Source organism: Stenotrophomonas sp. GW821-FHT02D01 (assembly GCF_059421765.1).
Genome location: NZ_JBWKVP010000006.1, coordinates 262,240 through 285,750 on the forward strand (window position 1 = coordinate 262,240; position 23,511 = coordinate 285,750).

Annotated in this window: 22 protein-coding genes; 9 read left to right on the plus strand and 13 right to left on the minus strand. The window is 67.0% G+C overall.

The genetic code is table 11. The features are described from left to right. Positions 1 to 104 precede the first annotated feature (104 nt). From AC07UW_RS14390 to AC07UW_RS14400, 3 genes are all read right to left on the minus strand, one after another. Positions 105 to 1,298 carry an argininosuccinate synthase gene (locus tag AC07UW_RS14390; RefSeq protein ID WP_093820483.1) on the minus strand — a complete coding sequence of 398 codons (1,194 nt, stop codon included), beginning with the start codon at positions 1,296 to 1,298 and terminating at the stop codon, positions 105 to 107. A gap of 71 nt (positions 1,299 to 1,369) precedes the next feature. Then, positions 1,370 to 2,380, minus strand: a complete 1,011-nt coding sequence (locus AC07UW_RS14395; RefSeq protein ID WP_025876421.1) for an N-acetylornithine carbamoyltransferase — start codon at positions 2,378 to 2,380, stop codon at positions 1,370 to 1,372. Between the two features lie 329 nt (positions 2,381 to 2,709). Further along, positions 2,710 to 3,273, minus strand: a complete 564-nt coding sequence (locus AC07UW_RS14400; RefSeq protein ID WP_223497282.1) for a glycine zipper 2TM domain-containing protein — start codon at positions 3,271 to 3,273, stop codon at positions 2,710 to 2,712. A 187-nt stretch (positions 3,274 to 3,460) separates the two neighbouring features. On the opposite strand from AC07UW_RS14400, the gene cysS reads away from it, so the two are divergent. Genes cysS through AC07UW_RS14415 form a run of 3 tightly spaced genes read left to right on the plus strand, consistent with a single transcriptional unit; the run spans position 3,461 to position 6,589 of the window. After that, on the plus strand, positions 3,461 to 4,837 hold the full coding sequence (gene cysS, locus AC07UW_RS14405) for a cysteine--tRNA ligase (RefSeq protein ID WP_312107814.1): 1,377 nt from the start codon (positions 3,461 to 3,463) through the stop codon (positions 4,835 to 4,837). Positions 4,838 to 4,892: 55 nt separating this feature from the next. Further along, a complete protein-coding gene (locus AC07UW_RS14410; RefSeq protein WP_312107815.1) occupies positions 4,893 to 5,345 on the plus strand; it encodes a SufE family protein in 453 nt (150 codons plus the stop codon). After that, positions 5,342 to 6,589 (plus strand): MFS transporter, encoded by a 1,248-nt coding sequence (locus AC07UW_RS14415; RefSeq protein WP_336030027.1) that lies wholly within the window; start codon positions 5,342 to 5,344, stop codon positions 6,587 to 6,589. Before AC07UW_RS14410 ends, AC07UW_RS14415 begins: the two co-directional genes overlap by 4 nt. Positions 6,590 to 7,211: 622 nt before the next feature. Here the strand turns inward: AC07UW_RS14415 and dksA are convergent. Continuing rightward, positions 7,212 to 8,432 carry an RNA polymerase-binding protein DksA gene (dksA, locus tag AC07UW_RS14420; protein WP_336030031.1) on the minus strand — a complete coding sequence of 407 codons (1,221 nt, stop codon included), beginning with the start codon at positions 8,430 to 8,432 and terminating at the stop codon, positions 7,212 to 7,214. A gap of 273 nt (positions 8,433 to 8,705) precedes the next feature. Between dksA and yidD the strand changes: the two genes are divergently transcribed. Genes yidD through AC07UW_RS14435 form a run of 3 tightly spaced genes read left to right on the plus strand, consistent with a single transcriptional unit; the run spans position 8,706 to position 11,156 of the window. Then, positions 8,706 to 8,960 carry a membrane protein insertion efficiency factor YidD gene (gene yidD / locus AC07UW_RS14425; protein WP_014037867.1) on the plus strand — a complete coding sequence of 85 codons (255 nt, stop codon included), beginning with the start codon at positions 8,706 to 8,708 and terminating at the stop codon, positions 8,958 to 8,960. Between the two features lies 1 nt (position 8,961). Beyond that, the gene (locus AC07UW_RS14430; RefSeq protein WP_223495790.1) at positions 8,962 to 10,308 is read left to right on the plus strand and encodes a dihydroorotase; all 1,347 of its coding nucleotides are present in this window, start codon (positions 8,962 to 8,964) and stop codon (positions 10,306 to 10,308) included. Beyond that, a complete protein-coding gene (locus tag AC07UW_RS14435) occupies positions 10,308 to 11,156 on the plus strand; it encodes a M23 family metallopeptidase (protein WP_223495793.1) in 849 nt (282 codons plus the stop codon). The genes AC07UW_RS14430 and AC07UW_RS14435 overlap by 1 nt, the downstream gene beginning before the upstream one ends. 89 nt (positions 11,157 to 11,245) lie before the next feature. Here the strand turns inward: AC07UW_RS14435 and AC07UW_RS14440 are convergent, their stop codons facing one another. The 5 genes from AC07UW_RS14440 to efp form a co-directional block, all read right to left on the minus strand. After that, positions 11,246 to 11,950, minus strand: coding sequence for an isoprenoid biosynthesis enzyme family protein (locus AC07UW_RS14440; RefSeq protein WP_033831576.1), 705 nt, complete (start codon positions 11,948 to 11,950; stop codon positions 11,246 to 11,248). Between the two features lie 11 nt (positions 11,951 to 11,961). Next, on the minus strand, positions 11,962 to 12,657 hold the full coding sequence (locus tag AC07UW_RS14445) for a phosphoglycolate phosphatase (RefSeq protein WP_312110349.1): 696 nt from the start codon (positions 12,655 to 12,657) through the stop codon (positions 11,962 to 11,964). Beyond that, on the minus strand, positions 12,654 to 13,370 hold the full coding sequence (ubiG, locus tag AC07UW_RS14450; RefSeq protein ID WP_032978702.1) for a bifunctional 2-polyprenyl-6-hydroxyphenol methylase/3-demethylubiquinol 3-O-methyltransferase UbiG: 717 nt from the start codon (positions 13,368 to 13,370) through the stop codon (positions 12,654 to 12,656). The genes AC07UW_RS14445 and ubiG overlap by 4 nt, the downstream gene beginning before the upstream one ends. A gap of 26 nt (positions 13,371 to 13,396) precedes the next feature. After that, positions 13,397 to 14,740, minus strand: coding sequence for a TRZ/ATZ family hydrolase (locus tag AC07UW_RS14455; RefSeq protein WP_336030052.1), 1,344 nt, complete (start codon positions 14,738 to 14,740; stop codon positions 13,397 to 13,399). Positions 14,741 to 14,958: 218 nt separating this feature from the next. After that, a complete protein-coding gene (gene efp, locus AC07UW_RS14460) occupies positions 14,959 to 15,525 on the minus strand; it encodes an elongation factor P (protein ID WP_222388728.1) in 567 nt (188 codons plus the stop codon). A 97-nt stretch (positions 15,526 to 15,622) separates the two neighbouring features. On the opposite strand from efp, the gene epmB reads away from it, so the two are divergent. Continuing rightward, positions 15,623 to 16,663 (plus strand): EF-P beta-lysylation protein EpmB, encoded by a 1,041-nt coding sequence (gene epmB / locus AC07UW_RS14465; RefSeq protein WP_495212283.1) that lies wholly within the window; start codon positions 15,623 to 15,625, stop codon positions 16,661 to 16,663. A 4-nt stretch (positions 16,664 to 16,667) separates the two neighbouring features. Here epmB and AC07UW_RS14470 read toward each other — a convergent pair whose 3' ends face one another. From AC07UW_RS14470 to AC07UW_RS14480, 3 genes are all read right to left on the minus strand, one after another. Continuing rightward, positions 16,668 to 18,794 (minus strand): putative bifunctional diguanylate cyclase/phosphodiesterase, encoded by a 2,127-nt coding sequence (locus tag AC07UW_RS14470; protein ID WP_336030064.1) that lies wholly within the window; start codon positions 18,792 to 18,794, stop codon positions 16,668 to 16,670. Beyond that, positions 18,791 to 19,024, minus strand: coding sequence for a hypothetical protein (locus AC07UW_RS14475; protein WP_313249739.1), 234 nt, complete (start codon positions 19,022 to 19,024; stop codon positions 18,791 to 18,793). The genes AC07UW_RS14470 and AC07UW_RS14475 overlap by 4 nt, the downstream gene beginning before the upstream one ends. Before the next feature lie 182 nt (positions 19,025 to 19,206). Then, the gene (locus AC07UW_RS14480; RefSeq protein ID WP_312109123.1) at positions 19,207 to 19,977 is read right to left on the minus strand and encodes an RNA methyltransferase; all 771 of its coding nucleotides are present in this window, start codon (positions 19,975 to 19,977) and stop codon (positions 19,207 to 19,209) included. Between the two features lie 120 nt (positions 19,978 to 20,097). Here AC07UW_RS14480 and AC07UW_RS14485 point away from each other — a divergent pair, with 120 nt between their 5' ends. Beyond that, on the plus strand, positions 20,098 to 20,925 hold the full coding sequence (locus tag AC07UW_RS14485; RefSeq protein ID WP_025876387.1) for an inositol monophosphatase family protein: 828 nt from the start codon (positions 20,098 to 20,100) through the stop codon (positions 20,923 to 20,925). A 698-nt stretch (positions 20,926 to 21,623) separates the two neighbouring features. Here the strand turns inward: AC07UW_RS14485 and htpX are convergent. Continuing rightward, positions 21,624 to 22,490 carry a protease HtpX gene (gene htpX / locus AC07UW_RS14490; RefSeq protein ID WP_134832844.1) on the minus strand — a complete coding sequence of 289 codons (867 nt, stop codon included), beginning with the start codon at positions 22,488 to 22,490 and terminating at the stop codon, positions 21,624 to 21,626. 92 nt (positions 22,491 to 22,582) lie between these two features. Between htpX and gluQRS the strand changes: the two genes are divergently transcribed. After that, positions 22,583 to 23,503: a tRNA glutamyl-Q(34) synthetase GluQRS gene (gene gluQRS / locus AC07UW_RS14495; protein WP_495212284.1), complete on the plus strand. Its 921-nt coding sequence runs from the start codon at positions 22,583 to 22,585 to the stop codon at positions 23,501 to 23,503. Positions 23,504 to 23,511: the final 8 nt, after the last annotated feature.

Genomic DNA, 23,511 nt, shown 5'->3' on the forward strand with positions numbered 1-23,511 from the left:
AACGTGTACCGGCTGGAGGAGAGCCCCCTTGATGTTCAAGGGGGCGCGCCAACGGCGCGGGGATTATGTGGAATGCGCGGGAGACGCGCGCGCAATTCAATCGCTCAGCGATTGACTTGCGCGTATAGCGTCGAGCTCATGCCGAACAGCTTGATGAAGCCCTCGGCCTCTTCCACGCCCCAGTCGGCCGACTGCGCATAGGTGGCGCCCTTGGTGTTGAGCAGGTGCGGCGACTTCACCGCAACGGCGTCGACGCGGCCGCCACGGGTTTCCAGCACCACTTCGCCGTTGACCTTGGCCTGCGAGGACTTCAGGAAGGCTTCGATGTCGGTCTTCAGCGGGTCGTGGTAGAAGCCTTCGTACACCAGCTCCACCCATTTGCGCGCCACGTCCGGCTTGAAGCGGTTCTGCTGCTTGGTCAGCACCGCATCTTCCAGCGCGCGGTGTGCGGCCAGCAGCGAGACCAGGCCCGGTGCCTCGAACACGATGCGGCCCTTCAGGCCGATCACGGTGTCGCCGGTGTACACGCCACGGCCGACGCCGTAGGGGGCAAACAGCTTGTTGAGCTGGGCCAGGATCTGCTCACCCGGCAGTGCCTTGCCATTGAGCTCGACGGCTTCGCCTTCGACGAACTTCAGGGTGACGGTCAGCGCCTGTTCCGGCCACTCGGCGCGCGGTGCGCACCAGCCACGGGCGCCCTCGCCCGGTGCTTCCCAACGATCGATCTCGCCGCCGGACATGGTCAGGCCCAGCAGGTTCTCGTTGATGGTGTAGGCCTGCTGCTTGGCGCGCACGCCGAAGCCACGCTCTTCCAGGTACTTCTGCTCGTAGGCGCGGGTCTGGGTGTGTTCCTTCTGGATCTCGCGGATCGGCGCGATGATCTGGTAGTCACCCAGGGCCTTCACTGCCAGGTCGAAGCGCACCTGGTCGTTGCCCATGCCGGTGCAGCCGTGGGCGATGATGTTGGTGCCCAGTTCGGCAGCGCGCTTGAGCGCGGCATCGACGATCAGGTAACGGTCCGACACCAGCAGCGGGTACTGGCCCTGGTAGCCCTCGCCGGCCCACACGAACGGCTTGACGAAGCCGGACCAGATGGCCGGACCGCCATCGACGGTCTGGTGGCTGGTGACACCCAGCTCGGCGGCACGCTTCTCGATGAAATCGCGCTCTTCGTCATCCACGCCGCCGGTATCGGCGAACACGGTATGCACGTTGTAGCCGCGCTCCTGCAGGTACGGCACGCAGAAGCTGGTATCAAGGCCGCCGGAGAAGGCGAGAACGACGTCTTTGTTGCTCATGGGGGGGTATGTCCTGGTAGCGCCGGGCCATGCCCGGCGGATTGTCTGGAATGCTTGAACGACGTACGAAATCAGCGGCCGGCAACAGCAGCCATGATCGCCTTCTGCACATGCAGGCGATTCTCGGCTTCGTTGATGGCGATGCACTGCGGCGAATCCATCACGCCGTCGGTCGCCTTCACGTTGCGGCGCAGCGGCAGGCAGTGGCTGAACACGCCGTTGTTGGTCAGGGCCATCTTCCGCTCGTCGACGATGAAGTGCTTGAACTGGTCGCGGATCGGCTTCTCCGGCTCCCAGTTGCCGAAGAACGGCAGCGCGCCCCAGCTCTTGGCGTAGACCACGTCGGCACCGGCATAGGCACTGTCGATGTCATGGCTGATCTTCAGCGAACCGCCGCTCTCGGCCACGTTCTGCTCGGCCCAGCCCATGTAGCGCTCGTCGAGGATGTAGTCGGCGGTCGGGCACAGCAGCGTCACGTCCATGCCCATGCGGGTGGCGATGGTCAGCGCCGAGTTGGCCACCGCGGTGTTCAGCGGCTTGGGGTGGTAGGTCCAGGTCAGCACGTACTTCTTGCCGCGCAGGTCCTGGGTACCGAAATGCTCCTGCAGTGCCATCACGTGCGCCAGTTCCTGGCACGGATGGGTGATGGTCTCCATGTTGATCACCGGCACCGGCGAGTATCTGGCGAAACTCTCGAGCACGACGTCCTGGCGGTCGTAGGCCCAGTCGACGAACTTCGGGAACGCGCGCACGGCGATGATGTCGCAGTAGCGGCCGAGCACCTTGGCTACTTCAGCGATGTGCTCTTCGGTATCGCCGTCCATCACCGTGCCGAGGTTGAACTCGATCGGCCATGCATCCTTGCCCGGCTGCAGCACCACTGCGTGGGCACCAAGCTGGAACGCGCCCAGCTCGAAACTGGTGCGGGTGCGCATGGACGGATTGAAGAACACCAGCGCGATCGACTTGCCCTTGAGCTGGTCGCCGAGCTTGTTGCGCTTGAACAGCGCAGCCTGGGTCAGCAGCGCGTCAAGTTCGCTGCGGCTCCAGTCCTGGGTGTTCAGGAAGTGCTTGGGGGACATCATCATTCCTTGCATGAGCGGCGCCGAGGGTCGACGCGGTGGAAGGTGGAAGGGAAAACCGGGAACCAGGGTGGTACGAAAAGGTTGCAGATGAAGCTTTCAGAACGCGGAAACGAAAAAACCCAGCCGGCGGGCTGGGTTTTTTTCGGACGAACAGCAGAAAGCTCCGGATTACCCAGCGAGAATGTGGGGTTCCGGTCGACGGGCACGCGACGTCATGCCAGTGGCCTGGCGGGCGGCGCTGCTGTCGTGCTGGAAGTCGGTGAGCTTCATTGGCCGGCAATCTTTACATGCGGCCGGGGCCGGCGCAAGAGGCCGGCGTCGCAGAATCAGGGGGTGCCGGCGGCAGCCTGCTCCGGGCCCACCCAGGGGGTGATCGAAACCCGGATCTTCAACCGGTTGCCTGGGTCTTCCGGCAGCCGTGAACGGTACTTGGTGCCCTTGTAGACATAGTCCACGTCATAGGCGATGGGGCGGCGGAACTCGCGTCCGACGGGCACGATACGACAGTCCCGGGTCAGCATCGGCCCCGTGTTGGCCGGCGCCGGGGCGGGGGCTTCCGCCGGCAGTTCCTCCAGCACCTCCTCGTCGCTGCGCTTGAACATCGAGCGAACCGAATCCCAGAGGCGGCCGATGCGGCCCTTGTCCTCCACCGGCTCCTCGCCGGTGACGTTGACCGGCGCCAGGGTACGGGTCGAGACCGGTTCGCAGTGCTCCTCGGTGCGGGTTGCACGCAGGGTCTGGAACACCGGCTCCACGTTGAGCACCTGGGCGTAGTCGAACTTCACGTTCTCCACGATCACCACCCGGTTGCGGGGCTCGGCCTCCTGGGCCTGGACCACGGCGGGCAGCGCCGACAGGCAGGCCAGGGTCAGCAACGCGGTGGTTTTCATTGGCGAAGGGAGCAGGGACACGGCAATAGTGTAGGCAGTGGTGACCGCAAGGGGCTGAACATTACCCGTCCGCGCCGTTCCTGCCCACCCCATCCCGGCCGCCGGTGACGTCCACCGGTGGCAACGGTCCCCCCAAAGGGCCCCGACACGTTCTAAAATCACAGGCTTGTCCCCCAGTCACAGACCCATGACCCTGCGCCTGCACAACAACCTGACTCGCCAGCTCGAACCGTTCACCCCGCTCGATCCGGCCTGTCCGACCCTGTATGTGTGCGGCCCGACGGTCTACAACTACGTGCACATCGGCAACGCCCGTGGGCCTGTGGTGTTCGGGGTGCTGGCCGACCTGCTGCGGCGGCGCTTCGGTGCCCTGCGCTACGCCCGCAACATCACCGACGTGGACGACAAGATCAACACCGCCGCGCGCGAGCAGGGGGTGCCGATCAGCACCATCACCGACCGTTTCGCTGCTGCCTACCGTGAAGACATGGCCGCGCTGGGCGTGGTGCCGCCGGACATCGAGCCGGAAGTGACCGCGCACATGGCGCAGATCATCACCATGATCGAGCAGCTGGTCAGCAGCGGGCATGCCTACGCCGCCGAGGGCCACGTGCTGTTCGCCGTCGGCAGTTTCGAGGGCTACGGCAAGCTGTCGCGCCGCGACCCGGAAGAGATGCTGGCCGGTGCCCGCGTCGAGGTCGCTCCCTACAAGCGCGCGCCTGGCGACTTCGTGCTGTGGAAGCCGTCCGGCGACGACCTGCCGGGCTGGGAGTCGCCCTGGGGCCGCGGCCGTCCCGGCTGGCATATCGAATGCTCGGCGATGGCCGCCGCGCACCTTGGCGAGACCATCGACATCCATGCCGGCGGCGTCGACCTGCAGTTCCCGCACCACGAAAACGAGATCGCACAGAGCGAGTGCGCGCACGGCGGCAAGGTGTTCGCGCGCTTCTGGCTGCACAACGGCATGCTCAACTTCGGCGGCGCCAAGATGAGCAAGTCGATCGGCAACATCGAGCGCGTCCACGACCTGGTGCGCAGGCATGCCCCCGAGGCGCTGCGCCTGGCGTTGCTGTCGGCCCACTACCGGCAGCCGCTGGACTGGTCCGACGCGCTGATCGAACAGTCCGGCCGCACCCTCGACCGCCTGTACGGCACCCTGCGCGAGCTGGCCGATGTGGCCGCCACCGCGGTGATCCCGGCAGAGATCGAAGCGGCATTGGATGACGATCTCAATACGCCGCAGGCGCTGGCCGAAGTGGCCCGTATTGCCGGTGAAGCGCGCCGCGCCACCGATCCTGCCGAACGCGCACGGTTGAAGAGTGAACTGCTCGGCGCCGGCCTCGCCCTGGGCCTGCTGCAGGCCGATCCGGCGCAGTGGTTCGGCAACGCCGCTGGCGACAGCGACGACGACGCGCGCATCCAGGGCTTGATCGACGAACGTGCGGCGGCCAAGCAGGCGCGCGACTTCGCTCGTTCCGACGCCATCCGCGACCAGCTGGCCGCCGAAGGCATCGTGCTGGAAGACACCCCGCAGGGCGTGCGCTGGTCGCGCAAGCGCGGCTGACCTGCCCTGCCCCGTGGCCGGTCCGCCGGTCACGCTCCCTACTGTAGAGACTGTTGTGATCGACTCCCCGTTCCCGCTTGAACCCACCGCCGCCGAGGCACAGACGGCCATCGCCGAGGAATTCGGTTTCTTCGGCGACTGGTCCGAGCGCTACCAGTACCTGATCGACCTCGGCCGCAAGCTGCCCGCCTTCCCGGAAGAATGGAAGACCGAAGAGCACCGCCTGCTCGGTTGCCAGTCGATGGTCTGGATCGTGCCGGAAGGCAATGCGCAGTCGCTGCGTTTCCACGCCATCAGTGATTCGGCCATCGTTTCCGGCCTGATCTTCCTGGCGCTGCGCGTGTACTCCGGGCGCAGCGCGCAGGAGATCCTGGCCACCGAACCCAGCTATATCCAGGATATCGGCCTGGCCCGCCACCTGTCGCCGACCCGCAGCAACGGCGTGGCGGCGATGCTGGCGTTCATCCGCGAGACCGCGCAGGCCCAGCTGCAGCGCGATCCGTCGTGAGCGAGCCCGCCACGGCCGAAGACACCGCGCTGGGCCTGCTGTCCCGGCCCGGTTTCGCCCGGCTGCTGGCGTATCGCATCTTCGCGATGCTGTCCTACCAGGTGGTCGCGGTCACCGTCGGTTGGCACATCTACGAAGTCACCCGCAATCCGTTCTCGCTGGGCCTGATCGGCCTGGCCGAGGTGCTGCCGTTCTTCTGCGTGGCCCCGTTTGCCGGTTACCTGGTGGATCATCTGCCGCGCCGCAAGTTGGGCATGGTCGCCTGTTCCGGCCTGGTCGCCACCGCGCTGGTGCTGACCAGCGTAGCCAAGGGCTGGCTGCCGGTTGAAGGCGTGTGGCCGATCTATGCAGCCATCGCCCTGACCGGCATGGTCCGCGCCTTCCTGTCGCCGATCTACAACGCCCTGTTCGCCCGCGTGTTGCCACGTGAACATTTCGCCCGTGGCGCCGGCCTCGGCGCCGTGGTGTTCCAGACCGGCATGATCGCCGGCCCGGCACTGGGTGGCGTGCTGGTCGGCTTCGGTGGCAAGGGCCTGTCCTATGCGGTGGCCACGGCCTTCGCGCTGGTGGCGATGGGCTGCCTGGCCACGCTGAAGGTGGAAGAGCCGGTGCATGCCGGTCCAGCCGCCCCGATCTTCAAGAGCATTGCCGAAGGCGCGCGCTTCGTGGTCGGCAACCGGATCATGGTCGGCGCCATGGCGCTGGACATGTTCTCGGTACTGCTGGGCGGCGTGGTGGCGATGCTGCCGGCGTTCCTGCACGAGATCCTGCATCACGGCCCGGAGGGCCTGGGCATCCTGCGCGCGGCGCCGGCACTGGGTTCGGTGTGCGTGGGCCTGTGGCTGGCGCGCCACCCCCTGCACCGCAATGCCGGTCGGGTGCTGCTGTTCGCGGTCGCCGGCTTCGGATTGTGCGTGATCGGCTTCGGCCTGTCCCAGCACTTCTGGCTGTCGGCGTTGATCCTGCTGTTCTACGGCGCCTTCGACGGCGTGTCGGTGGTGATCCGCTCCACCATCCTGCAGTTGGCCACGCCGGAAGAGATGCGCGGCCGGGTATCGTCGATCAATGGCATCTTCATCAGTTCGTCCAACGAACTGGGCGCGTTCTATGCCGGCACGATGGCCAGGGTGCTGGGGCTGGTGCCGGCGGTGGTGCTGGGCGGGTTCGCGGTGCTGAGCGTGGCCGGGGTCACCGCATGGAAGAACCCGACGCTGCGGAAATTGAATCTGCGCGATCTGCAGTGATCCCGCGGAGAGCGGGTTCGGCGGCGCCGGGCATTGGACTGGCCTCGTCACGCTCCCTCGATGAATAGGTTTGTCACTTTCTTTGCGCGCGCAAAGAAAGTAACCAAAGAAACGCGCCGCCATCCGCGAGCCGGTGCTGCGCACCGGTGCCCTGCGCTCCTCGGTGAATCAGGGGACGGCGCCGAACTCGCTGCGCTCAAACAGCGGCGCCTCTTCGCCCCTGATTCCCCTGCGGTACTCGGCTCGCTACAAGGCGGACCCAACAGCCGCGAGCGCACGCATGGCCGCTCCTGGTAGAGCCAAGCCATGCTTGGCTGCTTTTGCTTTTGCTTTTGCTCTTCCTTGCCCTCCGCCTTCGGCCCGAGCCAAGCATGGGCTCGGCTTTATAGCAACCGCGCACGCAGGAAACCGTCGAGAGCCTGCGGGTGGGTCCGGGCAGGACCGTCCGCGGCATGGATGCCGCGGCCGAGCTTACAGGGATGTACTTGCAGCGTGTCCTGCCTGGCCCCACCCGCAGGCTCACCCCGATACCCGCAAGGCGCCGCTCTACACAGCCAACTCGAACCCAACAAAAAACCCGGCCGAAGCCGGGCTTTTTGCATGACATCACAACGAACCGGAATCAGTCGCCCTGCTGCTTCTGCAGGTGCTCCCAACGCTCCTGGGCGTCGATGGTGCGCTCGGCGGTCAAGCGCGCTTCAAGGCGCTCCAGGCCGATCTCTTCACCAGTGTCCACGCAGTACCCGTAATCGCCTGCTTCCAGGCGCTTGAGGGTGCTGTCGATCTTGCCGATCAGCTTGCGGTAACGGTCACGGGTGCGCAGCTCCAGCGAGTTCTCGGTTTCGCGGGTCGCGCGCTCGGCTTCATCGCCGATGTCACGCACTTCCTCACGCAGGTTCTCGATGGTCTGCTTGGACTCTTCCACCAGGTCGGCGCGCCAGTTCTGCAGGCGCTGGCGGAAGTACTCCTGCTGCAGCGGGCTCATGTACTCCTCGTCCGAGGCCGGCTTGTAGCCTGCGGGCAGGATCGGGCGGCCGGTGGCCTCGTCGGTCTTGTATTCGACGACCTTGTACTTGCTACGCGGCGCAGGCGCTGCCGAACGGGCAGCGACGGCCACGGCAACCTTGCCCACGGGGCGGGTCACGGTCTTCGGAGCGGAATCGGATTTCACGGCGGTTTTGGCAGGCGATTTCGAAACGGGCACGGGATTCTTGGATTGCGGGGCGGTCGATGCTGCAGAAGCGGCGGCCGTGGCCGGCTTGGGGGCCGGTTTGGCTGCTGCCACTGCCGCGGTCTTGGCCGGGACAGACTTGGCCGGGGCCGGCTTCGCAGCTGGCTTCGGTGCGGACTTCACTACAGGGGCCGGCGTCGGCTTGGCGGCCGGCGGGGCGACATTCTTGGCAACCTTCTTGGCCGGTGCCGGCTTGGCAGGCGCCACCTTCTTTGCTGCCGGCTTGGCAGCAGGCGCGGCGGCAACCTTCTTCACCACCGCCTTCGGCGCCGGCTTGGCTGCTGCCTTCTTCGGTGCCGGCTTGGCAGCGGCCTTCTTCACCGGCGCAGCCTTGCTGGCAACCTTCTTCACCGCCGGCGCCTTCTTGCTGGCAGCGACAGGTTTGGCCTTGACCGGCGCAGCGGGTTTCTTCGCCACTGCCGGCTTGCCGGACTTGGCCGGCGTTTTCTTTGCGGTGGCCTTCCTGGCCGCCGGTTGTGAGGATGCCGCCTTGGTCACCGGCTTGCTGGCCGGCTTCTTGGCAACGGGCTTGGCCGCCAACTTCTTCACAACAGGCTTGGCGGTTTTCTTGGCGGCCTTGACGGCCTTCTTTGCAGTTTTTTTAGCAGCCACGAAACGCTCTTCCTTGGATTCCCCGGGGCCCGGGAAAGCGGGCCTTTATAGCCTACCCGACCCGCAGCAGCAACCTTGGGGGCCCGCTCCATTCAGTCCAGGAGTCAACGGGTCCAAGGTGCGGTCCGACGAACACGGACCGCCTTGCGCGGTACGGAACCTGTCCGGCACCTGGAGGGGTGCCGCTAGCGGTCGCAGGCCATCTACGACATGCGACCAACGGCCCATCCTGCACAAATGCGGCCTTCATGCCAACTGGCTTAAGATGACTGCGTGATCTCGCGCCTGCTCATCGCCCTGCTGCGCTTCTACAAGCGCTTCATCAGCCCCCTGCTGGGGCCTCGCTGCCGTTTCGTGCCGAGCTGCTCTGAATACGCCATGGATGCCATCTCCCGGCACGGCCCGCTGCGCGGCAGCTGGCTGGCGGCGCGACGGCTGGGCCGCTGCCATCCGTTCCATCCCGGCGGCTTCGATCCAGTGCCCGAATCTCCCAACGCCCCTTCTTGCCGTTGCACAGGAAAACACTGACATGTCCTCCACGCTCATCACCAACGCCCGCCTGGTCAATGAAGGCCGCACCTTCGAAGGCGACCTGCGCATCGAGAACGACCGCATCGCGCAGATCGGCAAGGGTTTGACCCCGCGTGATGGCGAACAGGTGGTGGATGCGGCCGGGCGCTGGCTGCTGCCCGGGATGATCGACGACCAGGTGCATTTCCGCGAACCCGGCCTGACCCACAAGGGTGACATCGCCAGCGAATCGGCTGCAGCCGTGGCCGGTGGCCTGACCAGCTTCATGGACATGCCCAACACCAACCCGCCGACCCTGGATTCGACCATCCTGGAAGCCAAGTACGAGCTGGCGCGCGGCCGTGCCTGGGCCAACTACGGTTTCTACCACGGTGCCAGCAACGACAACCTGGACGCCATCCGCGCGCTCGATCCGAAGAAGGCGCCGGGCGTGAAGGTATTCATGGGGGCGTCCACCGGCAACATGCTGGTCGACAACCCGGAAACCCTGGACGCGATTTTCCGCGAGTGCCCGACCCCGATCATCACGCACTGCGAAGACACGCCGATGATCGATGCCAACCTGAAAGCGTTCCAGGAAAAGTACGGCGACGCACTGACCCCGGAGATGCACCCGGACATCCGTTCGCGCGAAGCCTGCATCAAATCAACGCGGCTGGCCATGTCGCTGGCGCGCAAGCACGGCACCCGCCTGCACGTGCTGCACATCTCCACCGCCGACGAACTGGCGCTGTTCGAGAAGGGCCCGCTGATCCGCGCTGACGGCAGCCGCAAGCAGATCACCGCCGAAACCTGCGTGCACTTCCTGCACTTCGCCCGCCCGGATTACGCGACCAAGGGCAACCTGATCAAGTGCAATCCGGCGATCAAGGACGTGGCCGATCGCGAGGCGATCACGGCCGCGTTGGCTGACGACGTGCTGGACGTGCTGGCCACCGACCACGCCCCGCATACCTGGGAAGAGAAGCAGAAGCCCTATGCGCAGGCGCCGTCCGGCCTGCCGCTGGTGCAGTACGCGCTGGTCGCCGCACTGGAACGCGTGCACGAAGGCAAGCTGACCCGCGAGCAGGTCGTGCAGAAATTCGCCCATGCCCCGGCCCAGTTGTTCGATGTGGAAGAGCGAGGCTTCCTGCGCGAAGGTTACTTTGCCGATCTGGTGCTGGTGGAGGATGTGCCGTTCACGGTCAAGCGCGAGGACGTGCTGTCCAAGTGCGGCTGGTCGCCGTTCGAAGGCACCACGTTCCGTTCGCGCATCGCCTCCACCTGGGTCAACGGCCAGCTGGTCTGGGACGGCAGCACGCTGGTGGGCAAGCCCGCCGGCCAGCGCATGACCTACGACCGCTGATGCGTCCGGCACTCATGTTCGCGGCGCTGCTGCTGGCAGCGCCCCTGCTCTCCGCACCCGCAGCCCAGGCACAGGACGGCATCGGCGACCTGATCGACAGCCGCGTGGTGTTCCCGGCCAGCGCGTCGCAGGGCGCGCTGGTGATCGGCAAGGTTCCCGCCGGCAGCAGCGTGCGCTATGCAGGTCGCGACCTGCGCGTGAGCAGCTACGGCAGCGTGGTGTTCGGCATCGGTCGCGATGAGAAGGGCCCGCTGCAGGTGCAGATCCGCCGACCGGATGGCAGCAGCGAGACGGCCGCCATCACCGTGACCCCACGCGACTGGCCGACCGAGCGGGTGAACGGCGTACCGCCGAAGACGGTCAATCCGCCGCCAGCCATCGCCGAGCGGATCAAGCGCGAACAGGCGCAGGTCACCGCTGCGCGTGCGCGCGACGACAACCGCACCGATTTCACCCAGACCTTCATCTGGCCGGTGCAGGGCCGCATCAGCGGCCGCTTCGGCAACGCCCGCGTGTACAACGGCCAGCCCGGCGCCGGCCACTCCGGCATGGACATCGCAGTGCCGACCGGCACCCCGGTGAAGGCACCGGCGGCTGGTGTGGTGACGTTCGCCGGGCCGGATCTGTACCTGACCGGTGGCACCCTGCTGCTCGACCACGGCTTCGGCGTCAGTTCGAACTTCCTGCACCTGTCGCGCATCGACGTGAAGGTCGGTGATCGCGTCGAACAGGGTCAGGTGATCGCCGCCGTCGGCGCCACCGGCCGTGCCACCGGGCCGCACCTGCACTGGGGCATGAACTGGTTCGACACCCGCATCGATCCGCTGCTGGTGCTGGAGCGCAAGTAACGGTAGTGCCGGCCGCTGGCCGGCAACCTCATGGTGTTCACCAACCTACCCGGATTGCCGGCCAGCGGCCGGCACTACCATGTGATGGCTCAGCCGCGCGCGGCCCACCACACGCGCAGCAACGTGCGCACGGGCGTGGCTTCAATCGGTTTGCCGGCGGCCTGCGCCGCCAGACGTGCACGCGCCAGGCTCGACCACACCCGGCGTGCACGTGGACCGGGCACGCGGGTGCCCCACCCTTTCAGCAACTGCTGCGCCCAACGCTGTGCAGCGTTGCCAGCATCTTCGTCCAGCAGGCTGCGCGGAACCCCGGCCACGCCAGCGTCCTGCAGGCGCTGGGCCAGGGTCTGCAGCAGCACGGCATGGCCAGCACCCTTGCGCGGCTTGTCGGCAAACACCACGGCCTCGACCGCAGCCACCGCGTCGGCATAGTTGCCCAGTGCGCGTTCGGCACCGGCAGCGTCCAGCGCTACGGTGCGCGCCTCGACCAGATCCGGCAGCGCCTCGGCCAGCTGCACCCACGGTGCCCGCACCGGCTCCAGCACGCGGCCCAGCGGATGCCGCGAACGCTGCGCGGCCCAGCTCCGCAGTTCCTCGCCCCACCACGCCAGCTTGGCGTCCGCCGGCAGCGGGTCGCCAGCGGTGTTGAGCATGTCGTCGAATTCCTGCAGCAGCGCGAACCACGCCAGCGCCACATGGCGCTGCGGTTCGGCCACGAACGGCTCGGCCACCGACCATTCCGGCCAACGGCTGCGCCACTTGTCGAGGAAACTATCCAGCGCGGTACTGCTCACTACGTTGTTCCTTACGGCTGGGCCGGGGTCGCCGGCCGGTTCGGCCAGAGACTGGCCAGTTGCAGAAGTCCGGCGTTCTCGACCAGCACATCGGCCTGCCAGGCCAACGGGTCATCGCTGTGCAGGCGGTAGCCCCACAGCGCCGCCACCGACGGCATGGCGGCAGCACGCGCGGCGATGATGTCGCGCTCATCGTCGCCGACGTACACGCAGTCTTCCGCTGCGATGCCGATCAGCTGCGCGGCGTGCAGCAGCGGCAACGGATGCGGCTTGCGCTCGGCCAGGGTGTCACCACCGACCAGCACGGCGCAGCGCTGCTGCCAGCCGTACTGGGGCACGATCAGCCGCGCCAGGTATTCGGGCTTGTTGGTGACGATGCCCCACACCGTACCAGCAGCGTCCAGCGCATCGAGCATGCCGGCGACGCCGTCGAACAGCACGGCGTGCTGGCCGATCGAGGCTTCGTAGCGCTGCAGGAACTCGGGAATCAGTGCGTCGCGCTCGGCCGCTTCCAGCTCTGGAAACGCGGCCGACACCATCGCCCGTGAGCCCTTGGACACCACCGGCCGCAACTGCGCCGGATCGATCGGTGCGCGGCCGCGCTCGGCCAGCATCGCATCAAGGGTGGCGACGAAATCCGGGGCGCTGTCCAGCAGCGTACCGTCCAGGTCGAACAGCACCGCACGCGGGAACACGGCCGCGGTCACGGCGCCTTGACCGCGTGGGCCAGGTAGTTGATGTCGGTGCGGCCGCTCAGGCGGGCGCGGTTGCGCCACGGCTCATAGGCCATGCCGCTGACATCGGCCAGCTGCAGGTCGGCCTCGCGCAGCCAACGCGCCAGCTCGGCCGGCTTGATGAATTCCTGGTAGTGGTGGGTGCCCTTGGGCAGCAGCCGTGCCACGTACTCGGCACCGACGATGGCCACGGCGAATGCGGCTGCGGTGCGGTTGATGGTGGAAAGGAACAGATGGCCACCCGGCTTCAGCAGACGCTTGCAGGCCTCGATGATCGCGCCCGGATCGGGCACGTGCTCGAGCATTTCCATGCAGGTCACCACATCGAAGCTGCCCGGTTGTTCGGCGGCCAGGTCCTCGGCGGCCTGCACCCGGTAGTCGACGCTGACGCCGCTTTCCAGGGCATGCAGACGCGCAACCTTGACCAGCTCCGGCGCCAGATCGATGGCGGTCACTTCGGCACCGGCCTGGGCCAGCGCTTCACTCAGCAGCCCGCCACCGCAACCGATGTCGAGCACACGCGCACCTCGCAGCGGCGCGCGGTCGGCAACGTACTGCAGGCGCACCGGATTCAGTGCGTGCAGCGGCTTCTGCGGGCCGTCGGCGTCCCACCAGCGGTTGGCCAGCGCAGCGAACTTGTCCAGCTCGGCCTGATCGAAATTGGAAGAAGCGTGGGGGGCAGTCATGACGGTTGTCCTTGCGGCGCCTGCACTCAGGCGCGGATATGACGGATGCGCTCGCGCCACTGGCGCGCGTTGGCGATGATGCCCGGCAGGTCCATGCCGATCAGCTCGCGCTGCACCAGCTTGGGCTTGCCGGCGATCCAGACGTCGCTGACCTGCTGCCGGCCGGTGGCGTACACCAGCTGCGACAGCACGTTGTGCAGCGGCTGGGTCTCCAGCGCGGACAGATCAACGCAGACCAGGTCGGCCTGCTTGCCGACCTCGATCGAGCCGATGCGCTCGCCGAAGCCCAATGCGCGGGCGCCACCCAGCGTGGACGCGCGCAACGTGGTCGCCGCGTCCAGCGCGGTGGCATCGTCGGCCACAGCCTTGGCAAGGATCGCCGCGGTGCGGTTCTCGCTGAACATGTCCAGGTCGTTGTTGCTGGCGCAGCCGTCGGTGCCGATGGCCAGGTTCACACCGGCGCGCTGCAGGGCGCAGGCCGGGCAGAAACCAGAGGCCAGTTTCAGGTTCGATTCCGGGCAATGCACCACGCTGACGCCACGCTCGGCGCACAGGTGGATCTCGGCTTCGGTCAGCTGGGTCATATGCACCGCGATCAGGCGGTCGTTGACCAGGCCGAGGCGATCCAGCCGCGCCAGCGGACGCTGGCCGTGCAGCTTGATCGAATCGGTGATTTCCTGCGCGGTTTCATGGGTATGCAGATGCACCTGCATGTCCAGCTGGTCGGACAGCATCCGCACCCGCTCGAAATTGGCATCGTTGACCGTGTAGGGCGCATGCGGCGCGAATGCGGTGCCGATCAGCGGGTCGGTGCGCCACTGGTCATGCAGTTCACCGGCCTTGGCGAAGTACTCGTCGTCGGTCTTGGCCCAGGCGGTGGGGAAGTCGATGATGACCGCGCCGACCAGCGCGCGGAAACCGTGCTTCTTGTAGACGGCGGCCTGCACGTCACCGAAGAAATAGTTCTCGTTGGCGCAGGTGGTGCCGCCACGCAGCATCTCGGCGATGGCAAGGGTGGTGCCGTCGGCCACGAATTCGGGCCCGATCACCGCCGCTTCCACCGGCCAGATGTGCTGCTGCAGCCAGGTCATCAGCGGCAGGTCGTCAGCGACGCCGCGCAGCAGGGTCATCGGGTTGTGCGTATGTGCGTTGACCAGGCCCGGCATCAGCGCCGCCTCTGGGCGGCTGACGACCTGGGTGGCGCGGAACCGCGCACGCGCTTCGGCCCGCGGCAGGATGGCCACGATCTCGCTGCCACGGATGGCCACGGCATGGTCTTCCAGCACCACCGCATGCGGCTCGATCGGAACGACATAACCGGCTTCGATGAGCAGGTCGCAGGCTTCGGGGAGGTGCGGGCTATCGCTCATGCGGGCTCACTGGCTGGGGGAAGGACCGTACGTAGCCTTGGCTCCGACCTGGCGACTGATCACCGGTCAAACGGCTACCGCTGGGCTTCTGGAAGGCAAGCCCCTGAGTCAGGGGCGGCCGCGAAGCGGCGGGGTGTGGATGCTGGTGAGTGGGGGCCCACGATCCGCCATGGCGGATCGTGGGAGCGCCAGCGCGAATGCGCCGGCGCCTACCCGGATTACTTGACGCGCGAGGAGTACTCGCCCGAACGGGTGTCGACCTTGATGATTTCATCCTGGTTGACGAACAGCGGCACGCGGACCACAGCGCCGGTTTCCAGGGTGGCCGGCTTGCCGCCGCCGCCCGAGGTGTCACCGCGGACGCCCGGATCGGTCTCGGTGATCTTCAGTTCGACGAAGTTCGGCGGCTGCACGAAGATCGGCGCACCATTGAACAGGGTCACGATGCAGGACTCCTCGCCCTTCAGCCACTTCTCGGCGCCGCCCATGCCGGCCTTGTCGGCCTGCACCTGCTCGAAGGTTTCCGGGTCCATGAAATGCCAGTACTCGCCGTCGCTGTACATGTAGTCCATGTTGGTATCGACCACATCGGCCACTTCCACGTCGTCGGTCGCCTTCATGGTCATTTCGACCGTGCGGCCCGACTTGATGAAGCGATAGCGCACGCGGGTGAAGGCCTGGCCCTTGCCCGGCTTGATGAACTCGGTCTCGGAGATGACGGCCGGTTCATTGTTGACCAGGATCTTCATCCCGTTCTTGACATCGTTCATGCCCGCAGTGGCCATGCTCAAGCTCCTCAAATGGCGAAACCGCCGCGCGTGCGGCGAGCCGGATAGAATGGAAAGCCCACCGGAACCCCGGCGGGCAACTGTTTATGTGTCCATGATAACCGCAGGCCCCCTCTCCATGCAGCTTTCCGCCTTCCCCCGGACCCAGTCGCCAAGCGCGCCCGCGCGCTGGCAGCAGCTGTGGCGGCAGGCCCTGCGCGACCCGCAGACGCTGCTGGCCCGGCTGGATCTGGATGCCGCGGCGCTGGGCGTATCGGAGGCGGCCATCGCCCAGTTCGCGCTGCGCGTGCCGCAGGGTTTCGTCGCCCGCATGCGCCGTGGCGACGCCCACGATCCGCTGCTGCGGCAGGTGTTGCCGATCGACGCCGAGATGCGCCCGGCGCCCGGGTTCAGCTTTGACGCAGTGGGCGACGGCGCAGCAAAGAAGGCCACCGGGGTCATCCAGAAGTACCGTGGCCGCGCCCTGCTGGTGGCCACCGGCAGCTGTGCCATCAACTGCCGCTACTGCTTCCGCCGGCATTTCGACTATGGTGCCGAAAACGCCGCCAAGGGGGGCTGGCACGAGGCAGTGGAGGCCATCGCCGCAGACCCGGACATCGATGAGGTGATCCTGTCCGGCGGCGACCCGTTGTCGCTGGCCACCCACAAGCTGGCCGAGCTGACCGATGCGCTGCGCCAGATCCCGCACATCCGCCGGTTGCGCATCCACACGCGCCTGCCGATCGTGCTGCCCGAGCGCGTGGACGACGAACTGCTGGCCTGGCTGGGCAGCCTGCCGTGGCCACTGGCGATCGTGGTCCACGCCAACCACGCCAATGAATTCGATGCCAGCGTCGATGCGGCGATGGCCCGCCTGCGCGGCATCGGCGCCCAGCTGCTGAACCAGGCAGTGCTGCTGCGCGGGGTCAACGACAGCGTGCAGGCCCTGCAGGACCTGAGCGAACGCAGCTTCGCCGCCGGCGTGCTGCCCTATTACCTGCATCAGTTGGATCGGGTTGAGGGCGTGGCCCATTTCGAAGTGGACGACGTCCAGGCCAAGGCCCTGATTGCCGGCCTCACTGCCCGGCTGTCCGGCTACCTGGTGCCCAAGCTGGTCCGCGAGCTGCCCGGCGACCCGAGCAAGCGCCCGCTGTAGCGCCTCACACGCCCGACTCGATCATCCGCACCACCTCGGTGGCGGTGACCGGGTGGCTCAACCGGTAGCCCTGGCCGAGGTCGCAGCCACGCTGGGCCAGCAGCTCGAACTGTGCCTCCTGTTCGATACCCTCGGCCACCACCGTGATGCCCAGTGCGTGGGCCATGGCGATGATCGCCGTGGTCAAGGCCAGATCGTCCGGGTCGCGCTGCATGTCGGCGACGAAACTCTTGTCGATCTTGACGCCGTCCACCGGCACCTGCCGCAGGTGGCTGAGACCGGAGAAGCCGGTACCGAAGTCGTCCAGCCATACCTTCACCCCTGCCCGGTGCAGGCGGTCCAGCAGCTGCGCGGCCAGCATTTCATCACCGATCACTGCGGTCTCGGTCAACTCCAGGTGCAGGCGCGAGGCCGGCAGGCCCGACTCCTGCAGGCACTGCGCAACCAACGCCGGCAGCTCACCGCCACGCAGCTGCCGTGGCGACACATTGACCGAGACGAACAGCTCGTCACCGGCCACGCCCCGCGGCCACTGCACCGCCTCCATGCAGGCGGCACGCAGCACCTTCGGGCCGATGATCTCGATCAGGCCACTCTGCTCGGCCACCTCGATGAACACCGATGGCGGGATCGTGCCCAGCGTCGGGTGCTGCCAGCGCAGCAGCACCTCCACACCGACCATGCGACGGTCGCGCATGCGGAAGATTGGCTGGTAGGCCAGCCGCAGCTCGCCGCGCTCCCAGGCACCGCGCAGCTCCTGCTCCATGTGCACGCGGCGCTCGACCGCGTGATCCATGGCCCGGCTGTAGTAGCGATAGCAGTTCTTGCCGGCCATCTTTGCCTGGTACATCGCGATGTCGCCGTTCTTCAGCAGCGTCGTCGCATCCGCGGCATCGTCGGGGAACAGGGTCACGCCGATCGAGGTGCCCAGGAACAGTTCCCTGCCCTGCACCACCAGCGGCTTGCCCAGCTCGCGCACCAGCACTTCGGCCAGCAACCGCGCATTGGCCGCAACATCGCCATCACCGACCAGGATCACGAATTCGTCGCCGCCGAACCGCGCCAGCAGCGCATCGTCGCCGCCGGCCTCGGTCACGGCACGGCCGATGCGCTGGGCGAACTGCAGCAACGCCTCGTCGCCAGCCTCATGGCCCAGCGTGTCATTGACCCGCTTGAAATCATCGATATCGGCAAACAGCAGACCCAACCGGTGATTGGACGCACGTGCGGCCATCAACCGATGGTCCAGCGCCTCGCGGAACGCCAGGCGGTTGGTGAGCCCGGTCAAGGCGTCGGTGTAGGCCATGCGCCGCACTTCGCGGTCGTGGCGGGCGATCGCATCACGCATGCGGGCAAAGCCGCGCACGAGCTCCCCCACCTCATCGTCGCGGGTGTTTTCCCGCAGCGGCGCCTGGTAGTCGCCTGCTTCAATGCGCCGGGCGGCTGCGGCCAACTCGCGGATCGGTGCCACCAGCGTGCGCTGCACGTACAGGATCACCACCACGCCGATCACCACCAGCAGGCCAAGCATCAGCAGCAGCCAGCCCAGATGCCGGCTTCCCATCTGCTGCAGCCGCTCACCGAGGGTCGCGTTGGCCGCCTGCTCACGCTGCAGCACTTCATCCAGCGCCATGCCGACGCGGACACCACCGATGCGCTGTTTGCCCATCCTGATCGGCATCGCGTTGTCGAGCACCGTGGGCGACTGCTGCACCACCAGCGACTGCGCGGCAACCGCCCCGGCCGCCAGCGGATCGGTCATCGGCCGCCCGGAGCCGGGCACCCCGGCCGAGCCGTCGTGGACCAGCCGCCCGCGGTCGTCGAACACCAGTACGTAGCGCACCACCGGCTGCCGCGAAATGCTGCGCACAAGCGCCCCGACCTGGTCCAGGTCGTTGTTGTGGAGCGGACCGGCAAGCGCATCGGACAGCTCGCGCACCATGGCCTCGCCACGGCTGCGCACGCTGCGGTCGAACAGTTCGTGGATGACGCCGTTGCTGAGCGACCTCACCTCGCCCTGCATCGCCGCCTGCCGCCCCAGCAGCACGGCCAGGATCGCCACCACCACCAGCATCGCCCCGCCCATCGCAAGCAGGAACCGGGCCTGCATCCCCGAGCCGAGCAACTTCATTCCACTTCCATCCGCACGCGCGTCGACCCTTGTTTCAAATCATCCAGCCACGGTTGCGCATGCGCATCGACGCGGCGGAAACCGGAAGCCCCCAACACCTTCTGCAACGCACGCTGCACCCGCCGAAGACAGACAACACGCGGCAGCACGCCGGACGCGCGGCCGGACACCTTCGGCGCCGGTCCAGCACCCTCCCGGTGCTCACTGCCAAGCGCATGATCCTGCGTCATTGCGAGTCGCCCCTCTTCGCTGCCCAACGGCCCCATCGCGGAACCGGCTCAGCACGCGCCGTCCCGGCCAGCAGGGCCAAGGCCAGGCTCAGCAGTTCCCCCTGCATTGCCCTACGCAGACCCGACACAAGCATCATCCCCCAGGGTATCCGGACAGACTACCCGAAAAAATGAGACCGTCGTCAGCTGTCCTTGCCGATCTTCTGCGCCAGCCGCGCCATGCGCTGGGTATCGGCCAGGATGCCGCGCAGCAGACGCACTTCCTGCTCGCTTGGCTCACTGCGCAGGAACAGACGGCGCAGCTTGCGCATCGCCGACTCGGGCGCGCGCCCCTTGTGGAAATCGATCTCGTCCAGAGTCTCGCCAAGTTGGGCGAAGAAGCTCTCCATCTGATCGTGGCTGGCAGCCTGCTCGCGGTTGTCCGGCTCGGTCGCGGCCACCGGCTGTGCGCCCAGCAGCTGCATGCGCACTTCATAGGCCAGCACCTGCACTGCGGCGGCCAGGTTGAGCGAGCTGAACTCCGGGTCGGACGGAATGTGCACGGCGGCATGGCACAGCTGCAGCTCCTCGTTGGTCAGGCCGGTACGCTCGCGACCGAACACCAGCGCCACCTCGGCACCCTCGCTGGCCTTGGCCACTGCGCGGGCGGCGGCATCTGCCGGCAGGAACTCCTCCAGCTGGACCCGGCGCGCACGTGCGGTGCACCCCAGCACGAAGCGGCAGTCAGCCACGGCTTCGGCCAGCGTGGCCACCACCGGTGCGTCGCCGAGCACGTCCTCGGCACCGGCCGAGCGCCGGAAGGCCTCTTCATCAAGCGGCTTCTCCGGCGCCACCAGGACCAGGCGGGCCAGGCCCATGGTCTTCAGGGCACGGGCGGCGGCCCCCATGTTGCCGGGGTGTTGGGTCCCGACAAGGACGAATCGGAGGCGGGTGGCGACAGGAAACTGGGACATGAACAGGGAAAATGTCGAGCTGGACGAAGACCAATGGTAAACTGTGCGGCCGGCCACTGCGCCGGACCCGCTCTTTCCCCCCGCCAGCCCTTCTCTTCTGCCCTTCCGGGAGCCCATGCCATGCAGAAACCCGCCGTAACCGTCATGGTCAAGGCCGCCCGCCTCGCCGGCAACGTCCTCTTGCGCAACATCAACAAGCTCGAGGCACTGAATGTAGTCCAGAAGGGCCGCATGGACTACGCCAGCGAAGTCGACGCGGACGCGGAAAAGGTGATCGTCAAGGAACTCAAGCGCGCTTACCCCGAGTACGGCATCTTCGGTGAAGAAGGTGGCGTGCAGAGCGAGCGTCGCCACATGTGGGTCATCGACCCGCTGGACGGCACCAGCAACTACCTGCGCGGCGTGCCGCACTACTGCGTGTCGATCGCGCTGGTCGAGAACGGCGAGCCGACCGACGCGGTGATCTTCGACCCGCTGCGCAATGAACTGTTCACCGCCAGCCGTGGTGCTGGCGCCGTGCTCAACGACCGCCGCATCCGCGTGGCCGACCGCAAGGATCTGGAAGGCACCATGATCCACACCGGTTTTGCCCCGCGCGAGCGTGCCCGCGCCAGTGCGCAGCTGAAGTCGCTGGACGCCCTGCTGGTGCACGCCGAGGACATCCGCCGCTCGGGTTCGGCCGCGCTGGACCTGGCCTACGTGGCCTGTGGCCGCGCCGACGCCTACTTCGAGGCCGGCGTGAAGGCCTGGGACATCGCTGCCGGCGTGCTGCTGGTGCGCGAAGCCGGTGGCAAGGTCTGCGACTTCAAGGGCGCGACCCCGGCCCGCATGGACAACCGTGGCCCGGACACCCAGCAGATCGTGGCCGGCAACCTGAAGGTAGCCGAGTCGCTGCAGAAGGTGCTGGTCAACACCGGCTATGCTGCCGAGTTCGACGCGAAGTTCTGAGTTTCCGCGTAAAGCGGTTCATGGTGACGGCACCTGCGAAGGTGCCGTTTTCGTTTGTGCGCCCATGCGTCGGTAGCGCCGGGCCATGCCCGGCGGATCATTTCCGCGACCGCGGAGGGGTGTTACTTTCTTTGCTCGTGCAAAGAAAGTAACCAAAGAAACACGCCGCCGGCCGCGAGCCGACGTGCTGCGCACGCCGGTGCCCTGCGCTCCTCGGTCCGCCGAGGGACGGTGCGGGAACTCGCTGCGCTCAGACACCCGCACCTCTTCGCCCTCGCCGGACCTGCGGTGCTCGGCTCGCTATAAGGCGGGCCGGAAGATCAAGATCAACGGCAAGAGCATCCACGCATGGCGTGGTACTGGGTGCAGCTGTGGCGTTTGATCTCGGGTCCGCCTTGCAGCGAGCCGAGCATCGCAGGGGAATCAGGGGCGCAGAGGCGCCGATGTCTGAGCGCAGCGAGTTCGGCGCCGTCCCCTGATTCGCCGAGAAGCGCAGGGCACCGGTGCGCAGCACCGGCTCGCATACTGGCGGCGTGTTTCTTTGGTTACTTTCTTTGCACGAGCAAAGAAAGTGACACCTCCCCGCAGGCGCGGAAACGATCCGCCGGGCATGGCCCGGCGCTACCGACGCGTGGGCGCGCAAACAAAAACGCCCGGCGCGAGGCCAGGCGTTCCTGCACTGCCCTACAAGCGGAGGACTACGCCACCGTCGACGCCCGCAGCGCGGCGATGCGCTCTTCCAGCGGCGGGTGGCTCATGAACAGCTTCTTCGCCGTCGAACCGGCAATACCGAACGCGGCGATCTGCGTCGGCAAGGTGCTCTGGCCGTGGTTGAGCTGCAGCCGCTCCAGCGCCGAGATCATCTTCTGACGACCGGCCAGCGATGCACCGCCGGCATCGGCACGGAATTCGCGGTGGCGCGAGAACCACATGGAGATCATCGTGGCGAACAGGCCGAACACCATCTCCAGCACGAACACGATGATGTAATACGCAAAGCCACGGCCACCACCTTCGCGGTTGCCCGACAACGCACTGTCGATGATGCCGCCGACCACGCGGGCCAGCACGATCACGAAGGTGTTCAGCACGCCCTGCAGCAGTGCCATGGTGATCATGTCACCGTTGGCGACGTGGGCGATCTCGTGGCCGAGCACGGCTTCGGCTTCGTCCTCGCTCATGTTGTGCAGCAGGCCCGTGGACACCGCCACCAGCGCGTTGTTGCGGTTGGCACCGGTGGCGAACGCGTTGATCTCCGGGCCGTCATACACCGCGACTTCGGGCATGCCGATACCGGCCGCCTTGGCCTGGCGCTCGACGGTGGCCAGCAGCCAACGCTCGGTCTGGTTGCGCGGCTCGGTGATCACCACTGCACCGGTGGAGCGCTTGGCCATCCACTTGGACAGCAGCAACGAGATGAGCGAGCCACCAAAGCCGAAGATGGCTGCCATGACCAGCAGACCGCTCATCGAACGGGAGTCCACGCCCAGGATTGACATCACGATGCTCGCGAGGATCAGCACCGCGAGGTTGGTCGCTAGAAAGAGGGCAATACGGGTGAACATGGGAAATTCCGGCTCGGAAGGGGGCGATATCCGTCAATCTGCGGTGCAGTCAGCTTGAATTCAAGCGCCAACCTGACCGACGATTCAGCTGCATGACCTCCTCCCTCTCCTGCGGCCGCTTCGCGCCCTCGCCCACCGGCCTGCTGCATCCCGGCTCGCTGCTTGCCGCCTTCGGCAGCTGGCTGCTCGCGCGCCACCATGGCGGCCTGTGGCGGTTGCGCATCGAGGACGTCGACCCACCCCGCACGGTTGCTGGTGCGGCACAGGCGCAGCTGCAGTCCCTGGCCGCGTTCGGACTGGTCCATGACGGGCCGGTGATCTGGCAAAGCGCGCGCGGCGACGCCTATCAGACTGCGCTGGACCGCCTGCTGGCCGATGGCCACGCGTTTGTCTGCCACTGCAGCCGCAGCGATCTTGCCGCCAACGGTGGCCTGCACCATCACTGCGTCGCGCGGCAGGCACGACCGGACCCGGCCGTCCGCTTCCGCGTGCCGCCCGGCAGCATCGTGCGCTTCGAGGATGGCCTGCGCGGCCCGCAGCTACAGGATGTCCATGCCGAGGTCGGTGATTTCGTACTGCGCCGCGCCGACGGCTGCTGGGCCTACCAGTTGGCGGTGGTGGTCGATGACGCCGCGCAGGGGGTCACCGAAGTGGTACGCGGCGCCGACCTGCTCGATTCCACCGCCCGGCAGATCCTGCTGCAGCAGGCGCTGGACCTGCCGACGCCGCGCTACTGGCACCTGCCGCTGCTGCTGGATGCACCGGGCCACAAACTGTCCAAATCACTGGCGGCGATGCCGGTTGATGCCGGCGAGCCGGTACCGGTGCTGCGCCGATTATGGGAACTGCTGGGCCAGCCGACCAGCGCTCTGGAAGGCATCGACGACCGCGACGCGCTGTTGGCCGCCACCCGGCGCAGCTTCAACCCCAGCCTGTTGCCGCGCGCGGACATCCTGCTGCCGGCGGGCGCACTTTCCGCGCCGATGTTGCAGAATCCCCCTTCCCCCACCTGATATCCGGA

Excerpts from the sequence above, each read along its gene's own strand:
- cysS (WP_312107814.1), top strand. The coding sequence starts at position 3,461 with ATGACCCTGCGCCTGCACAACAACCTGACTCGCCAGCTCGAACCGTTC.
- epmB (WP_495212283.1), top strand. The coding sequence starts at position 15,623 with ATGATAACCGCAGGCCCCCTCTCCATGCAGCTTTCCGCCTTCCCCCGG.
- AC07UW_RS14395 (WP_025876421.1), bottom strand. The coding sequence starts at position 2,380 with ATGTCCCCCAAGCACTTCCTGAACACCCAGGACTGGAGCCGCAGCGAA.
- AC07UW_RS14475 (WP_313249739.1), bottom strand. The coding sequence starts at position 19,024 with ATGACGCAGGATCATGCGCTTGGCAGTGAGCACCGGGAGGGTGCTGGA.
- AC07UW_RS14400 (WP_223497282.1), bottom strand. The coding sequence starts at position 3,273 with ATGAAAACCACCGCGTTGCTGACCCTGGCCTGCCTGTCGGCGCTGCCC.
- AC07UW_RS14480 (WP_312109123.1), bottom strand. The coding sequence starts at position 19,977 with ATGTCCCAGTTTCCTGTCGCCACCCGCCTCCGATTCGTCCTTGTCGGG.
- AC07UW_RS14430 (WP_223495790.1), top strand. The coding sequence starts at position 8,962 with ATGTCCTCCACGCTCATCACCAACGCCCGCCTGGTCAATGAAGGCCGC.
- AC07UW_RS14455 (WP_336030052.1), bottom strand. The coding sequence starts at position 14,740 with ATGAGCGATAGCCCGCACCTCCCCGAAGCCTGCGACCTGCTCATCGAA.
- AC07UW_RS14485 (WP_025876387.1), top strand. The coding sequence starts at position 20,098 with ATGCAGAAACCCGCCGTAACCGTCATGGTCAAGGCCGCCCGCCTCGCC.
- AC07UW_RS14470 (WP_336030064.1), bottom strand. The coding sequence starts at position 18,794 with ATGAAGTTGCTCGGCTCGGGGATGCAGGCCCGGTTCCTGCTTGCGATG.
- AC07UW_RS14390 (WP_093820483.1), bottom strand. The coding sequence starts at position 1,298 with ATGAGCAACAAAGACGTCGTTCTCGCCTTCTCCGGCGGCCTTGATACC.
- ubiG (WP_032978702.1), bottom strand. The coding sequence starts at position 13,370 with ATGACTGCCCCCCACGCTTCTTCCAATTTCGATCAGGCCGAGCTGGAC.
- AC07UW_RS14435 (WP_223495793.1), top strand. The coding sequence starts at position 10,308 with ATGCGTCCGGCACTCATGTTCGCGGCGCTGCTGCTGGCAGCGCCCCTG.
- htpX (WP_134832844.1), bottom strand. The coding sequence starts at position 22,490 with ATGTTCACCCGTATTGCCCTCTTTCTAGCGACCAACCTCGCGGTGCTG.
- efp (WP_222388728.1), bottom strand. The coding sequence starts at position 15,525 with ATGGCCACTGCGGGCATGAACGATGTCAAGAACGGGATGAAGATCCTG.
- gluQRS (WP_495212284.1), top strand. The coding sequence starts at position 22,583 with ATGACCTCCTCCCTCTCCTGCGGCCGCTTCGCGCCCTCGCCCACCGGC.